General features: G+C 57.0%; 24 protein-coding genes. 10 read left to right on the top strand and 14 right to left on the bottom strand.

Annotated elements, in window-relative coordinates; all coding sequences use genetic code 11:
* Positions 1-33: 33 nt before the first annotated feature.
* From rpmE to OS190_RS03480, 12 genes are all read right to left on the bottom strand, one after another.
* Complete coding sequence (gene rpmE / locus OS190_RS03425) at positions 34-255, bottom strand: 50S ribosomal protein L31 (protein ID WP_267157252.1); 222 nt, start codon at positions 253-255, stop codon at positions 34-36.
* Between the two features lie 11 nt (positions 256-266).
* Positions 267-641: a 50S ribosomal protein L19 gene (rplS, locus tag OS190_RS03430; RefSeq protein WP_267157253.1), complete on the bottom strand. Its 375-nt coding sequence runs from the start codon at positions 639-641 to the stop codon at positions 267-269.
* A gap of 272 nt (positions 642-913) precedes the next feature.
* A complete protein-coding gene (gene trmD / locus OS190_RS03435) occupies positions 914-1,699 on the bottom strand; it encodes a tRNA (guanosine(37)-N1)-methyltransferase TrmD (RefSeq protein ID WP_416237361.1) in 786 nt (261 codons plus the stop codon).
* Positions 1,696-2,487, bottom strand: a complete 792-nt coding sequence (locus tag OS190_RS03440) for a sulfotransferase family protein (protein WP_267157254.1) — start codon at positions 2,485-2,487, stop codon at positions 1,696-1,698. Before OS190_RS03440 ends, trmD begins: the two co-directional genes overlap by 4 nt.
* Positions 2,487-3,023 (bottom strand): ribosome maturation factor RimM, encoded by a 537-nt coding sequence (gene rimM, locus OS190_RS03445; RefSeq protein ID WP_267157255.1) that lies wholly within the window; start codon positions 3,021-3,023, stop codon positions 2,487-2,489. Before rimM ends, OS190_RS03440 begins: the two co-directional genes overlap by 1 nt.
* Positions 3,020-3,169, bottom strand: coding sequence for a hypothetical protein (locus OS190_RS03450; RefSeq protein WP_267157256.1), 150 nt, complete (start codon positions 3,167-3,169; stop codon positions 3,020-3,022). Before OS190_RS03450 ends, rimM begins: the two co-directional genes overlap by 4 nt.
* Before the next feature lie 577 nt (positions 3,170-3,746).
* Positions 3,747-4,148 (bottom strand): 30S ribosomal protein S16, encoded by a 402-nt coding sequence (gene rpsP / locus OS190_RS03455; protein WP_267157257.1) that lies wholly within the window; start codon positions 4,146-4,148, stop codon positions 3,747-3,749.
* Positions 4,149-4,193: 45 nt separating this feature from the next.
* Positions 4,194-4,490, bottom strand: a complete 297-nt coding sequence (locus OS190_RS03460) for a chorismate mutase (protein ID WP_267157258.1) — start codon at positions 4,488-4,490, stop codon at positions 4,194-4,196.
* Positions 4,487-4,999 carry a GNAT family N-acetyltransferase gene (locus OS190_RS03465; RefSeq protein WP_267157259.1) on the bottom strand — a complete coding sequence of 171 codons (513 nt, stop codon included), beginning with the start codon at positions 4,997-4,999 and terminating at the stop codon, positions 4,487-4,489. Before OS190_RS03465 ends, OS190_RS03460 begins: the two co-directional genes overlap by 4 nt.
* Positions 5,000-5,004: 5 nt before the next feature.
* On the bottom strand, positions 5,005-5,532 hold the full coding sequence (locus OS190_RS03470; protein ID WP_267157260.1) for a GNAT family N-acetyltransferase: 528 nt from the start codon (positions 5,530-5,532) through the stop codon (positions 5,005-5,007).
* The gene (ffh, locus tag OS190_RS03475; RefSeq protein WP_267157261.1) at positions 5,529-7,025 is read right to left on the bottom strand and encodes a signal recognition particle protein; all 1,497 of its coding nucleotides are present in this window, start codon (positions 7,023-7,025) and stop codon (positions 5,529-5,531) included. Before ffh ends, OS190_RS03470 begins: the two co-directional genes overlap by 4 nt.
* Before the next feature lie 155 nt (positions 7,026-7,180).
* The gene (locus OS190_RS03480) at positions 7,181-7,663 is read right to left on the bottom strand and encodes a hypothetical protein (RefSeq protein WP_267157262.1); all 483 of its coding nucleotides are present in this window, start codon (positions 7,661-7,663) and stop codon (positions 7,181-7,183) included.
* Between the two features lie 124 nt (positions 7,664-7,787).
* On the opposite strand from OS190_RS03480, the gene OS190_RS03485 reads away from it, so the two are divergent.
* Complete coding sequence (locus OS190_RS03485; protein WP_267157263.1) at positions 7,788-8,666, top strand: LysR family transcriptional regulator; 879 nt, start codon at positions 7,788-7,790, stop codon at positions 8,664-8,666.
* Between the two features lie 8 nt (positions 8,667-8,674).
* A complete protein-coding gene (locus OS190_RS03490; RefSeq protein WP_267157264.1) occupies positions 8,675-9,556 on the top strand; it encodes a DMT family transporter in 882 nt (293 codons plus the stop codon).
* Here OS190_RS03490 and OS190_RS03495 read toward each other — a convergent pair.
* Entirely contained in the window at positions 9,553-9,894 is a 342-nt protein-coding gene (locus OS190_RS03495) for an ArsR/SmtB family transcription factor (RefSeq protein WP_267157265.1), read from the bottom strand. The genes OS190_RS03490 and OS190_RS03495 overlap by 4 nt on opposite strands.
* A gap of 375 nt (positions 9,895-10,269) precedes the next feature.
* On the opposite strand from OS190_RS03495, the gene OS190_RS03500 reads away from it, so the two are divergent.
* The 6 genes from OS190_RS03500 (at position 10,270) to OS190_RS03525 (ending at position 13,919) form a co-directional block, all read left to right on the top strand.
* Positions 10,270-11,160, top strand: a complete 891-nt coding sequence (locus OS190_RS03500; protein WP_267157266.1) for a LysR substrate-binding domain-containing protein — start codon at positions 10,270-10,272, stop codon at positions 11,158-11,160.
* 184 nt (positions 11,161-11,344) lie between these two features.
* Positions 11,345-11,665, top strand: coding sequence for an AtpZ/AtpI family protein (locus OS190_RS03505; RefSeq protein ID WP_267157267.1), 321 nt, complete (start codon positions 11,345-11,347; stop codon positions 11,663-11,665).
* A gap of 1 nt (position 11,666) precedes the next feature.
* Positions 11,667-12,425: a F0F1 ATP synthase subunit A gene (locus OS190_RS03510; RefSeq protein WP_267157268.1), complete on the top strand. Its 759-nt coding sequence runs from the start codon at positions 11,667-11,669 to the stop codon at positions 12,423-12,425.
* A 60-nt stretch (positions 12,426-12,485) separates the two neighbouring features.
* Positions 12,486-12,710: a F0F1 ATP synthase subunit C gene (locus OS190_RS03515; protein WP_267157269.1), complete on the top strand. Its 225-nt coding sequence runs from the start codon at positions 12,486-12,488 to the stop codon at positions 12,708-12,710.
* An 82-nt stretch (positions 12,711-12,792) separates the two neighbouring features.
* The gene (locus OS190_RS03520; protein ID WP_416237362.1) at positions 12,793-13,353 is read left to right on the top strand and encodes a F0F1 ATP synthase subunit B'; all 561 of its coding nucleotides are present in this window, start codon (positions 12,793-12,795) and stop codon (positions 13,351-13,353) included.
* A gap of 5 nt (positions 13,354-13,358) precedes the next feature.
* Entirely contained in the window at positions 13,359-13,919 is a 561-nt protein-coding gene (locus OS190_RS03525; RefSeq protein WP_267157270.1) for a F0F1 ATP synthase subunit B, read from the top strand.
* Between the two features lie 77 nt (positions 13,920-13,996).
* Here the strand turns inward: OS190_RS03525 and OS190_RS03530 are convergent, their stop codons facing one another.
* On the bottom strand, positions 13,997-14,764 hold the full coding sequence (locus OS190_RS03530) for a FadR/GntR family transcriptional regulator (protein WP_267157271.1): 768 nt from the start codon (positions 14,762-14,764) through the stop codon (positions 13,997-13,999).
* Between the two features lie 125 nt (positions 14,765-14,889).
* Here OS190_RS03530 and OS190_RS03535 point away from each other — a divergent pair, with 125 nt between their 5' ends.
* Both OS190_RS03535 and smc read left to right on the top strand, forming a co-directional pair.
* Positions 14,890-15,288, top strand: coding sequence for a hypothetical protein (locus OS190_RS03535; protein WP_267157272.1), 399 nt, complete (start codon positions 14,890-14,892; stop codon positions 15,286-15,288).
* Positions 15,289-15,408: 120 nt separating this feature from the next.
* Positions 15,409-18,864, top strand: a complete 3,456-nt coding sequence (smc, locus tag OS190_RS03540; RefSeq protein ID WP_267157273.1) for a chromosome segregation protein SMC — start codon at positions 15,409-15,411, stop codon at positions 18,862-18,864.
* The last annotated feature ends 35 nt before the right edge of the window (positions 18,865-18,899 follow it).

Here is an 18,899-nt window from a genome sequence, read left to right on the forward strand (position 1 = left end):
TTGCACCTTGATTTTTCTGCTGGACTGAATCGCTTACAGCGACAGACCTGCATATTTGTTCTTGAATTTGGAAACGCGGCCACCGGTGTCCATCAAGCGGCTTGATCCGCCTGTCCACGCTGGATGCACGGAAGGATCGATGTCCAAGGAAAGCTGGTCGCCTTCCTTGCCCCAGGTCGATTTCATTTCCACGATCGTTCCATCGGTCATTTTGACGTTGATCATGTGGTATTCGGGATGTGTATCGGCTTTCATCGGTCCGCTCCTTACGCTTTTTTCGGCTTGTAGTTGGAGTTCTCAGTGATACGTGCGGATTTACCACGGCGCGAACGCAGGTAATACAATTTCGCACGGCGCACACGGCCACGACGCACCACGGTGATGCTGTCGATGTTGGTGGAGTGCAGCGGGAATACGCGCTCAACACCTTCGCCGAAGCTGATTTTACGCACGGTGAAGGACCCAGCAATGCCGTGACCGTTGTTACGTGCGATACATACGCCTTCGTAGTTCTGGACGCGGGTACGTGTACCCTCAGTCACGCGAAAGCCTACGCGGATAGTGTCGCCCGCACGGAAATCGGGGATTTCCTTGGCCAATTCGGCGATCTGTTCCGCCTCGATTTCTGCGATCAGGTTCATCTGACGCTTCTCCTTTGATGATCGTGGTGTTCCACGAATATTGTTAAGCGATCCAAGAGCTTCGGTCTGTTGTATCGGGTCGCACCGCAGTGGCCCACCGGAGGTAGCATCTTCATTCCTTGTCTGTTTTGCGCAAACACAAAACACCGGAGCCACGCAAAGTGATTCCGGATAGCCGGGGTATAAGGAGGTTGTGTTCCGGGATCAAGGGCTGTGCCGGGGTGAAATTGACCAGCGCGGCACAGGCAGTTTCGCGGGGGCGCTTGTTCGGTTTATTTACCCTGATTGCGCGTCCATAAATCGGGTCGACGTTCCTGCGTCAAACGTTCGCTCTCGGCCTTGCGCCATTCTGCAATCTTCTTGTGATTGCCGGACATCAGAACCGCGGGAATATCGCGGCCTTCCCAAGTGGCGGGGCGGGTATATTGAGGATGCTCCAGCAACCCGTTGGAATGGCTTTCCTCTATCATGCTGTCCGCATTACCCAGGACACCGGGCAGCAAGCGCACGGTGGCGTCAATCATTGCCTGAGCGGCCAGTTCGCCCCCTGTCATCACAAAATCGCCAAGCGAAACCTCGGTGATGCCAAAATGTTCGATCACCCGTTCGTCCACACCTTCAAAGCGACCGCAGAGCATGGTGACCCCAGCACATGTCGATAGATCCTGTGCCATTACCTGATCAAAGCGTTGGCCTCGCGGTGACATATAGAGGATCGGCCAGCGACCTCTTGCGCCGGCCTGCGCGGCTTCGATTGCAGGTCCGACCACATCGGCACGCATGACCATGCCGGCCCCGCCGCCGGCAGGCGTATCATCGACATTACGGTGTTTGCCAATCCCAAAGCGCCGCAGATCATGGGTGTGCAACTGCCACAATCCGTCCTGCAGGGCCTTGCCTGTCAGGCTCGCCCCGAGGACGCCGGGAAACAGATCGGGGAATAAAGTGACGATCCGGGCTTGCCAGACATCACGATAGGTGGGCTTGTCCTGCATCAGTTCGCGGGGCTTGAGCGAGGCATGAACAGACTGTCTCCCATGGGAGCGGGAAGACGTCATGATGTTAGCCCTGCTTCGGTCAGGATGGCCTGCTTGGCGGATTGACGCGCGTCCGGATCGGAAAAGGTGCGGTTGGCTTCCAGCATCGCGGCAAGGATCTCGGGCCGGTGGCGTCGATTGGCGGGGGGCAGGGCGGTCAATGCGGCACGCACCGACAACGGTACCTCGCAAAGGTCCAACATTGGATCAAGCGGACCAAGTGGCAGGTCACGACAAGATTCGAGTGATTTGGAAAATACCGGAGTTGGCACGCGGCTAGCCACTTCCGATACCATGAAATCCAGGTCTGCGGCCTTGGCGTAAGTGTCTCGGAAAGTGTCGAAATCCAGCGTCATGCTTGAGGATTTGACATGTTCCCAATAGGCAGAGGCCAGCCATGGTTCGGGTGCGCGGGTTGTGAGATAGATGATGATCTCGGCCTCGGGATAGGCAGCGCGCAGAATTTCCCAATAGGTATAAAGCAGTACCGGCGATGCTGAATAATCCGCCAGGCTGCCCCGTCCGGGCAAATGTCCCGAAAGCTCTTCAGCCGATATGATCAATGTGCGGCGGGGCATGCCCGGGATGGCGTTCACCATCTCGCCAAAGCGCAACTGGACCTTGATCAGCGTCAAGGGGTCAAGATCGGTCGAATATCCCCGCGCGGCTGAGACCACGTCCTTGAGGTGCCAGCGCAGTCGCAATGCAATCTGCTTTTTCAAAGCGACGCGGTTCTCGCGTAGGGAGGCCTGAATGCTGGACGTACCCGTTTTGTGAAAGCCCGCATGAAGGATAATGCGGCGGGGCATCAGCCCGTTTCGCTTTCTTCGGTATCGCTGCCGGGCAGGATACCCAGGGGCGGATCAGCGATGATGCGTTTTGCGGCCAGATCGACGGTGGGAACGGCTGTTTTGGTAAAAGGCAGGAAAACGGTATCGGTCTTGCCGGCCAATTGCAGTTCCAGCAGGTCGTCAGCGCCGTGATTGTGCACGGTCTTGACGCGGCCTAACAACTGTCCGCCGGTATCAAATACCTCAATCCCGACCAAATCAGCATGATAGAATTCATCGTCCGGCAGGGAGGGCAGCTGGCTGCGTTCCGCATACAGGACGGTGCCACGCAGGGCGTCGGCGTCCTCTTTGGTTGCCACCTCCGGTATGCGCGCTACAAAACCGCTCTTGATCGGGCGCAGGATGGCCAGGGCATATTGCCTGGCACGGTTTTCGGTCCATAGCGGGCTATAATTTTCAATCTCTTCGGGCACAGCACAATAGCTTTTGATGCGCAGTTCGCCGCGTACGCCATAAGCGCCGCCGATGGCCCCAACAGGGATTAAGTCAGTCATTGCAATAACTCCGAATTGACACAGATCGTGCCGGTCCATTCGCCTTCACCGTTGGCGCATTCCTGCACCATTTGCTGACGGTCGTACCAAATGCCAAGGGCAAAACCGAACAGCAAGGTCAGGAAAGGCAGGATCAGGCGCAACATCAGCGGTCCTCGATATGCAGGTTGCGAGGGCGGGCCTCCCAACCTTTGGTTTCCAATTCAGGCGTCAAGATGCTTTCGCCTGGCCATGCGCGGTATCGACAGGCCATCAGCATACTCCCCTTTCATGACGCTCAAGATCAGTGTTCGGGCCTTCAGGGTCAAGAACAGAAACCCGGTAATCTATGGGGGCAAGCCCACGTGCGGCCTGCTACATCAGATTGATCAGTCAGAAGACAGATCGGACGCGCGAGCTACCATGCAATTCGGGCAGTATTCCCAGATCGTGAGAAGCGTTTATGATGGTGAGGTATCTTCGCAGTTGCTTGTCCGCCCCCTCAAAGGCCATGCGTTGGCACAATCCGGCCTCTCTGAGATGGGAAAAGGGAAAGCAATATTGCGCCCGGATTCGGACAGATCGACCGTGCAGGCGCAAATAAAGCGGATGAGACCAGGTGAAACAAGGTCTCATCCACGGCATATGACCGACCGTAGCGCAAGTCGCGTCGCCGCAGCATCAACCGGTGTAAACCGGTATGGGGCGCGTTTGAAAACCCGTCCATACCGGTATGTCCGTTGCTTATTCTGCTGCGGCTTCTTCGTCGGCAGGTGCCTCTGCCGGGGCTGCTGCTGCTTCCGCTGCTGCTGCGGCCTTGTCAGCTTTCTCCTGAACGCGGTCCTGAGCTTTCTTGCCGGGTGTACCTTTTTTCGGGTTGCTACGCTCTGTCTTGGGGAGGGCACCAGCAGCTTCGAGCATGCGACGCACACGGTCTGTAGGCTGTGCGCCCTTATCCATCCATTCCTTTACTTTCTCGACATCCATTTTCACGCGCTCTTCGCTGTCTTTCGGCAGCAGCGGGTTATATGTGCCCAGCTTCTCGATAAAGCGGCCATCTCGTGGCATGCGGCTGTCCGCAGCAACGATACGGTAGAAGGGGCGCTTTTTGGAGCCGCCGCGGGCGAGACGAATTTTCATAGCCATGGTGTGTAGTCCTTTAGGTTGGTGTCGTGGTGGGTCTTACCCACCTTACGATTGGTGACTTTTGTGGTGCTGAATGACTTCAGCGATGATGAAGTTCAGGAACTTCTTGGCAAATTCGGGATCAAGATCGGCCCGGTTTGCCAAATCTTCGAGCCGCGCGATCTGATCCGCTTCGCGGTTTGGATCGGACGGGGGAAGGTCGTGTTCGGCTTTGAGTTTCCCCACAGCCTGTGTGTGTTTGAACCGCTCGCCCAGTGTATAGACAAGGATCGCATCCAGGCGGTCGATGGAGGCGCGATGGTCAGCGAGTACCTCGGCGGCGAGTTTGGCGGTATCGGTCATGCGGCCTCCTTGGGGTGGCGCCATACCTGGCAGGGTTTGTTCAGGACAACACCTTCGCGCTCGTATGTCGCGCCAAGCTTGGCAGCGAGGGCGAGCGAACGACTGTTATCCGCGTGGATGTAGCTGATGGGGCTGTCGAGACCCAAATGCACGGCGGCATAGGCGCGCGCTGCACGGGCGGCCTCATAGGCATAGCCTTGGCCTTCGGCGTGGGCAAACAGCGTCCAACCCAATTCGGGTTCATCAAATGCGGGTGGATTACCGATGCCGACCCAGCCCAGAAAATCCCCGGTCTTGCGATGCTCTATGTGCCAAACGCCATGCCCACGAATTGCCCAGTGACCAATACGCGAAGCAAGCTTTGCAAAGGTCTCGTTCGCATCTGCGGGGCCACCGACCATATGACTGCGCTCTGTCTCGAAAAACGCAGTCAACGTCGGCAGATCCGACTTGCGCGGCGCACGCAGGGTCAACCGCTGGGTGTCGAGCACCGGAATGGGATCGGTCATGGCAATCATGCGGCAGGTTCCGCTGGGTTCGGGTGGCGGTAGATCATCAGTGGGCCGTGGCGGGGGTGGTCATAGTCAGGCTCTCGAACGGCGCCCATGCTTTCTGCTACGCGAACAGAGGCATCATTTCCTGGGTTGATCATGCTTATTGCGGTAGTCCAGCCCAATGCTTCATAGGCATGTGCCAGTGCTGCCCGGCCAGCCTCACGGGCGTAGCCCTTGCCGGTGCCAGACCAGATGTACCAGCCGATTTCTTTCTCTGGCCAATCAAGGGGTTGGTGCAGACCGACAAGGCCGATAGCCGTGTTATCGTCTTTCAAAGTCACCATCCAACGGCCAAAACCGCGCATACTCCAATGGCCGATCACTTGGCAGAGATAGCGCCAAGCTTCTGCTTCGGTTTGTTTGCCGCCAATATAGCGGGTTGCGTCCGAGGCTAAGAAAGACGCAAACGGGGCGTGATCCTGAGGGCCTGGAGCGCGCAAGATCAACCGTTCGGTCTCAAGTGTGGGTATGGAGTTAGCTGTAATCACTTCTTCTTCCCAAATCCAGACAGCCCGGGGGGCAGGCCCATGCCGCCGCCCATGCCGGGCAGCTTACCGCCCATCGCCTTGGCCGCCGCTTCCATTGCCTTGGGGTCCATCTGACCGGCCATTGCTGCCGGGTCCATGCCGCCCTTGCCCATCATGCCTTTCATGGCTTGTTTGAGCATGCCACCTTTTCCCATTTTGCCCATCTTCTTCATCATGTCGGACATCTGGCGATGCATTTTCATCAGCTTGTTGAGGTCGGAAACCTCCATGCCGGCACCCTTGGCGATACGTTTCTTGCGGCTGGCTTGCAGCAGTGCGGGATTGGCGCGTTCTTTCTTGGTCATCGACTGAATCAAGGCGATCTGGCGCAGCAGAACCTTGTCATCAAGGCCTGCGTCCTCGACCTGTTTGGCCATTTTGCCCATGCCGGGCATCATACCCATCATGCCCTGCATGCCGCCCATCTTCATCATTTGTTCAAGCTGCATCTTCAGGTCGTTCATATTGAACTGACCCTTCGCCATGCGCTTCATCATGCGTTCGGCCTGTTCAGCCTCGATGGTTTCCTGTGCCTTTTCAACCAGTGCAACAATATCGCCCATGCCGAGGATTCGGCCCGCGATGCGTTCCGGCTCGAAGGTCTCAAGGGCGTCCATCTTTTCGCCGAGACCCACGAATTTGATCGGTTTTCCCGTGACGGCCCGCATGGACAGTGCCGCGCCGCCGCGCCCGTCGCCATCCATGCGTGTCAGGACGACACCGGTAATACCGATACGTTCGTCAAAGTTTTCAGCAGTATGTACCGCGTCCTGACCTGTCAGGCCGTCAACCACCAGCAATGTCTCGCGCGGGGTGACGACGTCACGCACTGCTTCGACCTGTTGCATTAGTTCTTCGTCAATCGACAGACGCCCGGCCGTGTCCAGCATATAGACGTCATAGCCGCCCAGACCCGCTTGGGTCTTGGCGCGTTTGGTGATCGCAACGGGATCCTCGCCTTTGACAATCGGCAGGGTGTCAACGCCGATTTGCGCCCCGAGAATCGCAAGCTGTTCCATCGCCGCAGGGCGGTTCACATCCAATGACGCCATCAAAACACGCTTGCCGTCTTTTTCCTTGAGGCGTTTGGCGAGCTTTGCAGTTGTTGTCGTCTTGCCACCGCCCTGCAGGCCGACCATCAGGATCGGAGCCGGCGGATTATCTACCTTGAGTGCGCCGGGTTCGCCTTCGCCTGAAAGCACGTCAATCAGGGCGTCATGCACGATCTTGACGACCTGCTGACCGGGGGTGACGGATTTGGTAACGGCTTGACCGGTGGCTTTCTCCTGCACCGCTTTGACAAAGTCACGCGCGACGGGAAGCGAAACATCCGCCTCAAGCAAGGCTACGCGTACCTCGCGCAGGGCTGTTTTCACATCCTCTTCGGACAGTGCGCCCTGTTTGGTCAGGCGGTCAAAGACGCCGGACAGGCGTTCACTGAGGTTCTCAAACATGGGCGATTGCCCCTTCTCGGTTCGGTTGCGGTTGGTCCAATGTAGGAACCCTCGCGAAAATGCACAAACGCCCCAGTGGGCGCAACGCGCTGACTGAGGGCGATCCCTGTTCATACAGGGACCGGAAGGCCAAGCTTCCGGAGATCAGGTTGCGTTTAGGACGCGGTGGTGCGCGAGTCAAGCCAGGCGTTTATCGCGTCCTTGGCCCGTTTTGCCCCACGGCCGCTGGAGTAGACAAGTGTCACGGGATGTGTGCCTGCATCCATACCGCCATTGATGACAAAGGCGGCGCGGTAGGTTGTGCTGTCACCGGAGTTTGAGCTTTCGACAATTGCACGGTCAAGATAGCGCAGTTCCCATGTCATGCTGACGTAGTTCAGCCATCCGCGGCGGCGCAACTCCACCAGATTTCGAGGCCCGTCGAGGATCAATTGGGTGCGCCGTATGAACGCCAAATTGAAAAGGATTCCGAAGAACAGCCCGCCCCCTATAAAGGCAAAGCCCATGACAGGTTCGGCACCGATATTGAAAAGGCCGATGGCAACGAAAACCATCGCAAAGGCAGAGACAAAGACCGCCAGCCAAATCGGGTTGTTCTCTATGATCAATTGATCGGGGGTGTTTCTGGTGATTTTCATGACCGGGATTATGTCGCCGGCTGCACGGTTCGCCAAGAGGGTCAGAGGCAACAAATGCCATTGTCTTTTCGAACGCTACGGTAAAGGTAGGCGCAGCATGTTCATAAATGCACAGGAATGACCTTTGGATAACTGGGACGAGATCAGAACAGCCTATCAGGTTGCGCGTATGGGAACGGTGAGCGGGGCGGCAGATGTGCTGGGGGTACATCATGCCACGGTGATCCGCCATATTGATGCGCTTGAAGGGCGGTTGGGAGTCAAACTGTTCCAACGGCATGCACGCGGCTATACAGCAACGGAGGCAGGAAACGACCTGTTGCGCGTGGCACAGGCGACGGACGATCAGTTCAGTCAGCTTGCCGGGCGTATCAAGGGGCGCGGCGCAGATGTCTCAGGGGAACTGGTGGTGACGTCGCTGGTGTCGCTTGCGGGGAAGATTGCGCCGATCCTTGCTGCTTTCCAGCAAAAACACAAGGAAGTCTCAGTGCGCTATCTGACCGGCGATCGGTTGTTTCGATTGGAATATGGAGAGGCGCATGTGGCGATCCGTGCGGGCGTTGCGCCGGAACAGCCTGATAATGTGGTGCAGCCCTTGATCGAACTGCCGGTGGGGGCCTATGCCAGCAAGGCCTATGTGGCAGAGTACGGTGTCATAAAAGATCAAGGCGACTATGCCAGACACCGGTTTGTCGGTACGGAGACCCGCGAGAGCCGTGCACCCTATTATCAATGGATGCATGACAATGTACCGGACACCAGTATCACCTTCAGATGCACGGATCCTCGTGCGGTCGTTGCAGCGGTTGTTGCCGGGGCCGGCATAGGTTTCCTGTCGCAGTCAACGGCGGCTGGCTATCCTGATCTGGTGGAAATCCATGCGCCGCGTCCGGAGTGGTCGGCACCCTTGTGGTTGGTCACCCACGTTGATCTGCACCGAACGACCAAGGTGCAGGCCTTGTTGCGGTTCATCAAAAAACAGACCGCCGAGGGCCAGCTGTGACACCGGGCATGCAGGGCCATCTCGCAATGTTGAGTTTTTCGGCCTTGGTGGCGGGATCCTTTTCGCTGGGCGGGTTAATGGCCAATGATATTGATCCGGCGGCCTTCATCGCGGTTCGGTTCTGGGTTGCGGCGGTTATCGTCGGTGCCCTGGCTTACACTCTTGGCGGATTCGGTGCGGGGAGTTTCGCAGCTCCCTGGCGTTACGGCGTTTTGGGTGGCTTGTTTGGTATCTATTTCGTTTTGATGTTCGAGGGCCTGAAGACCGCTCCGCCGGTCAGCGCAGCCGCGGTTTTTACCCTTGTTCCTCTGATGGCGGCGGTTTTTGCATGGTTGTTGTTGCGTCAGGTTTTGACGTCGCGCATGGCATTTGCCCTGGCAATCGGGGGGTGTGGTGCCCTCTGGGTGATTTTTCGTGCTGATCTGGGTGCCTTGATGCGGTTCGATCTGGGACGGGGCGAGGCGATTTACTTTGTCGGCTGCGTCAGTCACGCGATCTATACACCCATGGTGCGCCGGTTGAACCGAGGAGAATCAGCCGTGACGTTCACCTTCGGAACGGTCATTGCAGGCGGCCTGTTGCTAAGCGTTTATGCATGGGCCGAAATTGCTGCAACCGATTGGGCGGCTCTGCCTGCACGAGTGTGGATTACACTTTTCTACACAGCATTCTTCGCAACCGCCGTGACCGTGGTGTTGTTGCAGTTTGCCACGCTGCGGCTGCCTTCGGCCAAGGTTATGGCTTATACGTATCTGACACCATCATGGGTGATTGTTTGGGAAGTCATCCTCGGCAATGGGGTTCCGCCCATAATGGTTCTGGGTGGTGTTGCGTTGACTGTTCTGGCGTTATTCCTGCTCTTGCGCGACGATGAAGCAGGCCAGCACTAGCTGTTGTCGCCCGACAGGTCGGGCAGCTCGGCAGCAAGAAACCGTTCGAAGGCGTCAAGGTTTACAGGTTCGAACTGGCCAAACCCCTGCATCCAGATCGAAGCGTCCTTCATCGCATCGGGTTCCAGTTTGCACCATTTGACGCGGCCGCGTTTTTCCTGCGAGATCAGCCCCGCAGATGTCAGAACATTCAAATGCTTGGAAATTGCGGCCAGCGACATCTCGAAGGGTTCGGCGACGTCGGTGACGGCCATGTCATCTTCGAGGAGCATCGCAAGAATACTGCGTCGCGTGGGGTCGGACAGGGCAGCAAATACCTGATCAATGGAGCGGGTCATGCCCCATCTTTAGCCTGCTGTCCTGCCCAGGGGAAGCCGTTCAACCGCGCGGATGATGCCCAAATTGCGAGGGCAATCGGTGCGAGAAATACGGTGGTTCTCCGGGAGACAGGCCAATGTCACGAGTGTAATGTGCGTTCAGATCTCTGACGTGCGGGTGTCTGCGCGGGCTGAGCCATCGGGCAAGAGCGCGTACCACATCCTTAACATGTGCTATTTTAACATGATTTTTCTGCTCACGCCAAAGCGTGTTATGCTCTGTCAAAGCCACGGTGATCCACCTTTTCACATGATTTAGGCTTTTTTGCCATAATTGGGTGAAAGGAGCAAAAACAATTGCTTGACGTTAAATGTGTAAAAATTGCACACATAGTCATGAAACGCCAACTCCCCCCTCTGAATGCGCTGCGCGCTTTTGAAGCCGCAGGCAGGCATCAAAGTTTTTCGCGCGCCGCAGAGGAGTTGGATGTCAGCCATTCGTCGATCAGCCGACATGTGCGCGGACTGGAGGATCGCATGGGCGTCCAGCTCTTTCGCGATTTGCCCAGAGGGTTGGAGTTGTCGGAATATGGTGCCGCATATCTTGCGCAGGTCTCTCCAGCCTTTGATGCTATCGCTTCGGCCACCGAAAACCTCGTCGAATTTCCACAGGGAACGGTGTGGGTAAATTCCGAGACATTGTTTGCGACCAAGTTATTGGTGCCGTTGTTGAAGAATTTTTCAGCCTTGCAACCAGAAATCGAGATCAGGCTCGAAGCCTCGCGGCACCTGGCAAATTTGGCAAGATATGAGGCGGATCTGGCCATCCGGTTCGTGCGCCCGGAAAATCACTATCCGGGATCCGAGTTGATTAGTGATGCGCCATTGCATCCTTATGCTGCCCCTTCATTGCTGCGTGCTCCTCTGACGTCGACGCGGGATATGCTGTCCTATCCGTTGTTGCGGGACCGGACCAGCGGCACATGGGACGTCTGGTTTGCCCTGACTGGCGAGGTCGCACCGGAAGAAGTGCCGCAATCCACCTGGCGAATGTCGTCGGCCCTGGCGGTGGAGGCGGCAATTTCAGGGCAGGGGATATTGTTGGTCTCGGATGAGGTGGTCGCGGGGGAAGTGGCCGCAGGGCGTTTGGTGCGTCTTTCCGAGGTCGGATTTCGCGAGGGCGGTTACCATCTGGTGCTTGGTGAAAGCGTGTTGCGGCGCAAGGCCGTCCGGGTTTTCCGTGACTGGCTCATGGCGGAAACAGCGCAATGGCGGGATGCAGGATGATAAACGATCAACCAGAAGGTTGAATGTGCAAAAGGGCTGGAAATGGTGTCTGTATTGGAAGACAGAAATGCATGCCACTGATTAAATATAATGAAATCAGCCGGTTAATTGGGGTATCCCGGCCGTTGACTCCGTGCTGCAGCAACAGTAGCTAGAGGCCTAGAATTCCAGTGGGGAATTGCACATGCCCGATCCAGACCTTCGAGAGCTTGAGGCCAAGATCAATGCTGCCAAAGCGCGATCGGCTCCTGCAAAACCCCACCAAGAAGAGCATTATTCTCAGGCGCAGCTTGCCTGGCGGATGGTGATTGAGCTTGTTGCCGGTCTGGGGATCGGTTTTGGCATCGGATACGGGTTGGATTGGCTGTTTGGCACCCTTCCCATATTCATGGTGCTGTTTGTAATGTTGGGGCTTGCGGCGGGGATCAAGACGATGCTCCGGTCTGCGCAGGAGATCCAGGATAAGAAGATAGCCGATATGGCTAAGAACGACGAAGGAGCCTGAAATGGCCACAGAAACACACGGCGCAGAAGAAGGCGGTCTCGTCTTCCACCCGATGGATCAGTTCATCGTTGAGCCATTTTTTGGCGGTACGGATGTTGCTTGGTACACGGTGACCAACGCCACGGTCTGGTCTTTCCTTGCGGTTCTCGCCACCTTCCTGTTGCTGGTTTTGGGTAGTTCCAAGCGATCAGTCATTCCGTCGCGGATGCAGTCGGTTGCTGAGCTGGCTTATGGCTTTGTCTATAAAATGGTCGAAGACATCTGCGGCAAGGAAGGGGTCAAGTATTTCCCCTACATCATGACACTGTTCATGTTCATCGTTTGCGCCAACTTTCTTGGCCTGCTGCCTGCCTCCTTCACGCCGACCGCCCATTTTGCCGTGACCGTGGTTCTGGCGATGGCGGTATTCCTGACCGTGACCATACTCGGATTTGTAAAGAACGGTGCTGCATTCCTGGGGCTGTTCTGGGTCGCATCCGCGCCACTGGCGCTGCGTCCTGTTCTGGCAGTGATCGAACTGATTTCGTATTTCGTGCGTCCCGTCAGCCACTCCATTCGTTTGGCTGGTAACGTTATGGCAGGCCATGCTGTGATCAAGGTTTTTGCCGGCTTTGCCGCACTGACCGTTGTTTCGCCTTTTGCGATCCTCGGCATCACGGCGATGTACGGTCTGGAAGTCCTCGTGTCCTTCATTCAGGCCTATGTCTTTACCATTCTAACATGCGTGTACCTCAAGGACGCGCTGCATCCATCACACTAATTCGGGCGAAACCTTACACCCGTCCTAATACTCAACTTCCAACTTAATAGGAGAATTCTCATGGAAGGCGAACTCGCACACATCGGCGCAGGTCTGGCAGCAATCGGTTCCGGCGCAGCCGCAATCGGTGTTGGTAACGTTGCAGGCAACTTTTTGGCCGGCGCATTGCGCAACCCATCCGCTGCTGCATCTCAGACAGCAACATTGTTCATCGGCATCGCCTTTGCAGAAGCTCTGGGGATCTTCGCATTCCTCGTCGCTCTGCTGTTGATGTTTGCTGTTTAAGCTCCGGTAACGACATTCTTGCGTGCGGACAGGGGCAGCCCCCTGTCCGCTTGTGGGCCCCCGTTTCCAAGGAGAAGCCGAAATGGCAACGAATACACAAAGTGATGGTTTGGCTGATGCCGTAGGAGTTGATATGGCAGAACACGCCAGCACACCCGGTATGCCCCAGTTAGATTTTTCGCATTGGGGCAACCAGATTTTCTGGCTCGTGCTCGCACTGATTGCGATTTACCTGATCCTGTCACGGGTCGCCTTGCCCCGCATCGGTGCGGTATTGGCAGAGCGGTCGGGCACGATCACCAATGATCTGGCCGCGGCCGAAGATCTCAAGGCCAAAGCGGTTGAGGCTGAAGCTGCCTATAACAAGGCGCTTGTGGATGCTCGTGCAGAGGCACAAAACATCGTAGAGCGTGCAAAAGCAGAGATCAAAGCCGACCTTGATGTTGCCATTGCCAAAGCCGACGCAGAAATCTCAGCCAAGGCGGTAGAATCCGAAAAGGCGATCGCAGAAATTCGCACCTCCGCCATGGAGAACGTCAAGATTGTGGCGAAAGACACCGCGAAAGAAATCGTTGCTGCCCTGGGTGGCAAGGCCGATGCCAAGACGATCAATGCGGCCATTGATGCCCGGTTGAAAGGATGAAGCAGATGCGTTTGACCCTGACCACCGCCTTTGGTGCCCTGCTTGCGACACCCGCTTTTGCGGCATCCGGACCGTTCTTTTCGCTCGGCAATACCGACTTTGTGGTACTGTTGGCCTTTTTGCTGTTCATCGCCGTGTTGTTCTATTTCAAAGTGCCCAGCCTTCTTGGTGGCATGTTGGACCAGCGCGCCGAAGGGATCAAATCCGAGTTGGAAGAAGCCCGACGCTTGCGTGAAGAAGCACAGACCTTGCTGGCCTCTTACGAGCGCCAGCAAAAAGAAGTGCAGGAAAAAGCTGACCGCATCGTAGCCGCGGCAAAGGAAGAAGCAACAGCAGCCGGCATTCAGGCCCGTGCCGATCTGGAAAAATCTGTCGCCCGTCGTTTGACGGCCGCAGAAGAACAGATTGAATCGGCCCAATCCGCCGCGATCAAGGAAGTCCGTGATCAAGCGGTTGTCATCGCTGTTGCAGCGGCCCGTGATGTGATTGCCAAGCAGATGTCAGCCGCAGCGGGCAACGCGTTGATTGACGATGCGATTGCGCAGGTTGATAGCAAGCTACACTGAGTCCAATTTTAAACGTAAAGACAAAAGCCTCGGTGTAACTGCCGGGGCTTTTTTCGTTTGGGGCGGGGAAATTCCGGTCAATCACCAACTTCATGTTGTAGGCGTTGGCGCGCAATGTCTTCGTTACGTCTGGCCTTGGTATGGTCTGCCAACACAGTCTTCACGAAATCCAGATGCGCTTCGACCGTGAAACGTGCCGCATCACTGTCGCGGCGTTGCAGCGCAACGTTGATCAGACGGTGTTGATCCAAGAGGGCGGCGCGGCTGGTGCGCTGTTTGAACATGACCTGCCGGTTGTAAAAAACGCCGCCGCGCAACAGTTCATACATCGACCGCATCATATGCAGCATCACAACATTATGGCTGGCTTCGATGATCGCCATATGGAATTGCGCATCCAGTTGCGCTTCTTCCTCGGCATCGCGTTTGTTATGGGCCGTTTCCATCTTCTTGAAGATGGCGTCAACAACGGCCAAATCGGTATCCGACCCATATTTCGTTGCGCGTTCTGCCGCCAGTGCCTCAAGGTCGCGACGAAAGGACAGGTAGTCAGCTACCGCCTCGTCATGGCGCGCGAAAAGGTCAATCAATGCAGGAGAAAAGGCACTGCCCAATACATCAGCGACATAGACTCCAGCACCGGGTTTCGCATTAAGCAGCCCGGCAGTTTGCAGCCTGGAGATTGCATCACGTAACGAAGGGCGCGAGACCTGTAGACGGTCAGCCAATTCCCGTTCGGGCGGCAGACGTTCACCGGCGCGCAGGATCCCTCGCAGGATGAGCAGTTCAATCTGACGGATCACTGCATGCGAGAGTTTCTCTGAAACGACGGGGCGAAAGGGCATGCGAAATCCTTGAATTGGTTAGATCATATGACCAAAAAATGGCTGTAGCAATGGTTGGGGAACCAACAAGGGACGAGGTGTAATGGGTTAAAAGGTTGTTAACCTCGCCGGTTGATAATTCAGCGATGCGGTATCTTTTTATTTGTTTTATTTTTCTTTCCGCCTGCAATACACCCAGTCCTGCGTTCCGCGGTCTGCCTTACACGCGGATCAGTGTTGAAGAGTCTACCTTTGATGTCCGGATAAGCGGCCAGCGGGCAGAGGCGATCCGCATCAATCAAGAATATGCGCCACGTTTTGGCGTGATCAGACATCGTGCAGCCTATGCGATGGCAAGGGTCAGCGGATGCCGCGTTGTCACGGTGACGGGGGATCAGGCACAGGCCTTTGGCCGCTTGGCCTGTGGCAAGCGGAGGGTGATAGAACGCGACGATCCCATGACGCTCGACTGTGTGCCGGTGCGCGGGTCGGGGATCCGTGAGATCGGGCAAATACGAATTGATTTGGATTGTGATGCGGCCTAAATCCGCCATATCTTGTGGATAACTCTTTTCATTCCCCTTTCCCTTGTGGCGATTGCTTGACATGAGGGTCGTCGCGCCCGCATTTTGTACCACGCAGGAATCATCGGAGCCTTCGCAGAAGTGCGTTTTTCCAAACTCAGATTGACAGGCTTCAAAAGCTTTGTGGACCCGACGGACCTTATCATCGCGGATGGTTTGACAGGTGTTGTGGGTCCCAATGGCTGTGGTAAATCGAACTTGCTTGAGGCTTTGCGCTGGGTGATGGGGGAAAACCGCCCCACGGCGATGCGTGGGGGCGGGATGGAAGACGTGATTTTCGCCGGTGCGTCAACCCGTCCGGCCCGTAACTTTGCCGAAGTCGCGTTGCATATCGATAATTCAGAACGGTTGGCACCTGCCGGGTTCAATGACAATGATAGTCTCGATATTGTGCGCCGGATCACCCGCGACGTTGGCAGCGCCTATAAGGCGGCAGGCAAAGATGTGCGGGCTCGGGATGTTCAAATGCTGTTTGCCGATGCCTCGACTGGGGCACATTCCCCGGCCCTGGTCCGGCAGGGGCAGATCGCAGAGCTGATCAACGCCAAACCCAAGAACCGGCGCCGTATTTTGGAAGAGGCGGCAGGGATTTCCGGGCTTTATCAACGTCGCCATGAGGCAGAACTGAAATTGAACGGTGCCGAGGCCAACCTCGCACGGGTTGATGATGTGATCGAGCAGTTGGCCGCCCAGTTGAGCCAGTTGGCACGTCAGGCACGACAGGCAGCACGTTATCGTGAGATAGGCAATGCCCTGCGGAAGGCCGAAGGCATGCTGCTGTTTCGGCGCTGGCGGGAAGCAGAAGATGCTTGTGCCTCGGCGGTTGAGGAGTTGCGCCTCCGTGTGACAGTGGCGGCGCAGGCACAAGGCGCGGTTCTGGGCGCGGGGAAAACGCGACAGGTGGCAGAAGAGGCACTTCCGCCCCTTCGAGAGGAAGATGCGATTGCGGCCGCGGTTTTGCAAAGATTGGCAGTGCAGCGCGACACCTTGAATGATCAGGAAGCCCGCGCACAACAGACCATCGACACGCTGCAAGGACGTATCGCCCAACTGGCAAAAGACATTGACCGAGAGAGCGGACTGAACCGCGATGCGGGTGACACGATCGAGCGATTGGAGTGGGAAGCCCGCGAGCTTGCCAAAGCAGGCGAGGGACACAAGGAGGCACTTGAGGAGGCTTCGCTAGCAGCGCAGGAAGCTGCGGGTGTGTTACAGGCACGCGAGAATGATCTGTCGCAACAAACCGAAGATGTCGCACGTTTGGCGGCGCGGCATGGTTCCGCCGAACGGTTGCTGGATGACAGCCGCAAGACCCAGAAGAAATCTGAAAGCGAGGCGCAAAAGGCGCAACAGGCGGCAGAGCAGAGCCGCGCAACACTTGATCAGGCCAAGGCCGGTTTCGAAGCCGCGCATCAGGCCGAGATCGCAGCGGTGGCCGAGTCGACCGCTGCCGAAGCGGCATTGATCGAAGCGGAAGAAGCGCGGGCTGAGACACAGAGCCGCGAGGCGGATGCCCGCGCCGAACGTTCCGAGGCCGAAGGAGAGATGAATGCACTGAGGGCCGAAGTGGCAGCCCTTGCCAAGCTGGTGGAGCGTGATACCGCAGAAGGCGGTCAGATTCTTGACCGACTCCAGGTGGAACACGGGTTTGAAAAGGCATTGGGTGCGGCCCTCGCCGATGATTTGCGGGCACCGCAGGTCGAAGCGGATGGTCCGTCCGGATGGGCGGTTTTGCAAACCTATGATCAGGAACAGGCGCTCCCGTCTGGTGTTACGCCACTGTCGCTTCATGTGTCGGTGCCCGAGGTTCTGTCACGCAGGATGGGTCAGATCGGGCTGGTTGATTCCGATGAAGGACCGTCCTTGCAGGCGGCCCTGTTGCCGGGACAGCGTCTGGTGTCGCTCGAAGGTGATTTTTGGCGTTGGGACGGGTTCCGCGCCTGGGCCGAGGATGCGCCCTCAGCAGCGGCATTGCGATTGCAACAATTGAACCGGCTTGAGGTTCTAAAACAAGCCTTGGAACAAGCCAGCCAAAAGGCTGAAGGTGCGCGAGCCGCGCATGACAGTTTGACCCGGACACTCTCGGAACAGACCGAGGCTGACAAACGTGCACGCGATGCCCGTCGGACTGCGGATCGTGCCGTGGCCGATGCGGGACGGGCGCTGAGCCGGGTTGAAGCCGACCGCAACCTTGCAGAAGGTCGCCTGGAAAGCCTTGGTCTGGCAGTCAAACGTCACGAAGACGAGGCGATGGCGGCACGTGGCCGCGTGCTCGAAGCTGAACGCGCTCTGGCCGAACTTGGCGATCTGGACGAAGCGCGCGCAGGAATCGAGGATTTGCGCATGACGGTTGAGGCCGCCCGCATCACAATGATGTCGCGCCGCTCAACCCATGACGAGTTGCGCCGTGAAGGCGAGGCGCGGGTGAAACGGACGCAAGAAGTCACCAAAGAACTGAGCGGCTGGCGTCATCGTCTGGAGACCGCAGAAAAGCGCAGCGCAGAGTTGATCGAACGCAAGACAGTGTCCGAGGCAGAACTGAAAGAAGCCTGTGCCGCACCGGCAGAAATTGCGACCAAACGCGATGAACTGACCGATGCGATCGGCACTGCCGAAGCGCGCAAGACCGAAGCGGCTGATGCGCTGTCCAAAGCAGAAGCTGCTCTGCGCGACGCTACAGCGACTGAACGCGAGGCAGAGCGCGAGGCGTCGGAAGCGCGTGAAGCGCGCGCACGGTCGGATGCCCGTGCAGAGGCGGCAAAAGAGACTGCAGCGGCAGCAGCGGAACGGATAATCGAAGACTGCCAGATGACACCAGAGCAATTGCTGGGCACACTGGACACCACATCAGATCAAATACCTGATGCCGGTGGCCTGGAAGCGGATGTGAACAGGTTGAAACGGCAGCGTGATGCCTTGGGTGCCGTGAACCTGCGGGCTGAAGAAGATGCCAAAGAGGTGCAGGAAGAGTACGATAACCTGACCGGTGAAAAGGCGGATCTGGAAGAAGCGATCAAGACTCTGCGCTCTGGCATTGCCAGCTTGAATCGTGAAGGACGCGAACGTCTGCTGACGGCGTTCGAGCAGGTCAATTCCAATTTCTCCATGCTGTTTACCCATCTGTTCGGCGGGGGCGAGGCCAGTCTTGTTATGGTTGAATCCGACGATCCGCTGGAGGCGGGGCTGGAGATCATGTGCCAACCTCCCGGCAAGAAGTTGAGCACCCTTAGCCTGTTGTCAGGGGGGGAACAGACCTTGACTGCGATGGCCTTGATTTTTGCGGTGTTTCTGGCCAATCCCGCGCCGATTTGTGTGCTTGACGAAGTTGATGCGCCGCTGGATGACGCCAATGTCACGCGGTTCTGTGATTTGCTCGATGAGATGTGTCGTCAGACCGATACGCGGTTTTTGATCATCACGCACCATGCAGTGACGATGGCGCGCATGGACCGTCTGTTCGGTGTGACGATGGCAGAACAAGGCGTCAGTCAGCTTGTCTCGGTTGACCTTAAGAAAGCGGAAACTCTGGTCGCCTGAGTTGGCAGGGACCGGCTCGCATCAACCTGTGACAC

It is taken from the genome of Sulfitobacter sp. F26204 (assembly GCF_026410305.1).
In the GTDB taxonomy this organism is placed as follows: domain Bacteria; phylum Pseudomonadota; class Alphaproteobacteria; order Rhodobacterales; family Rhodobacteraceae; genus Sulfitobacter.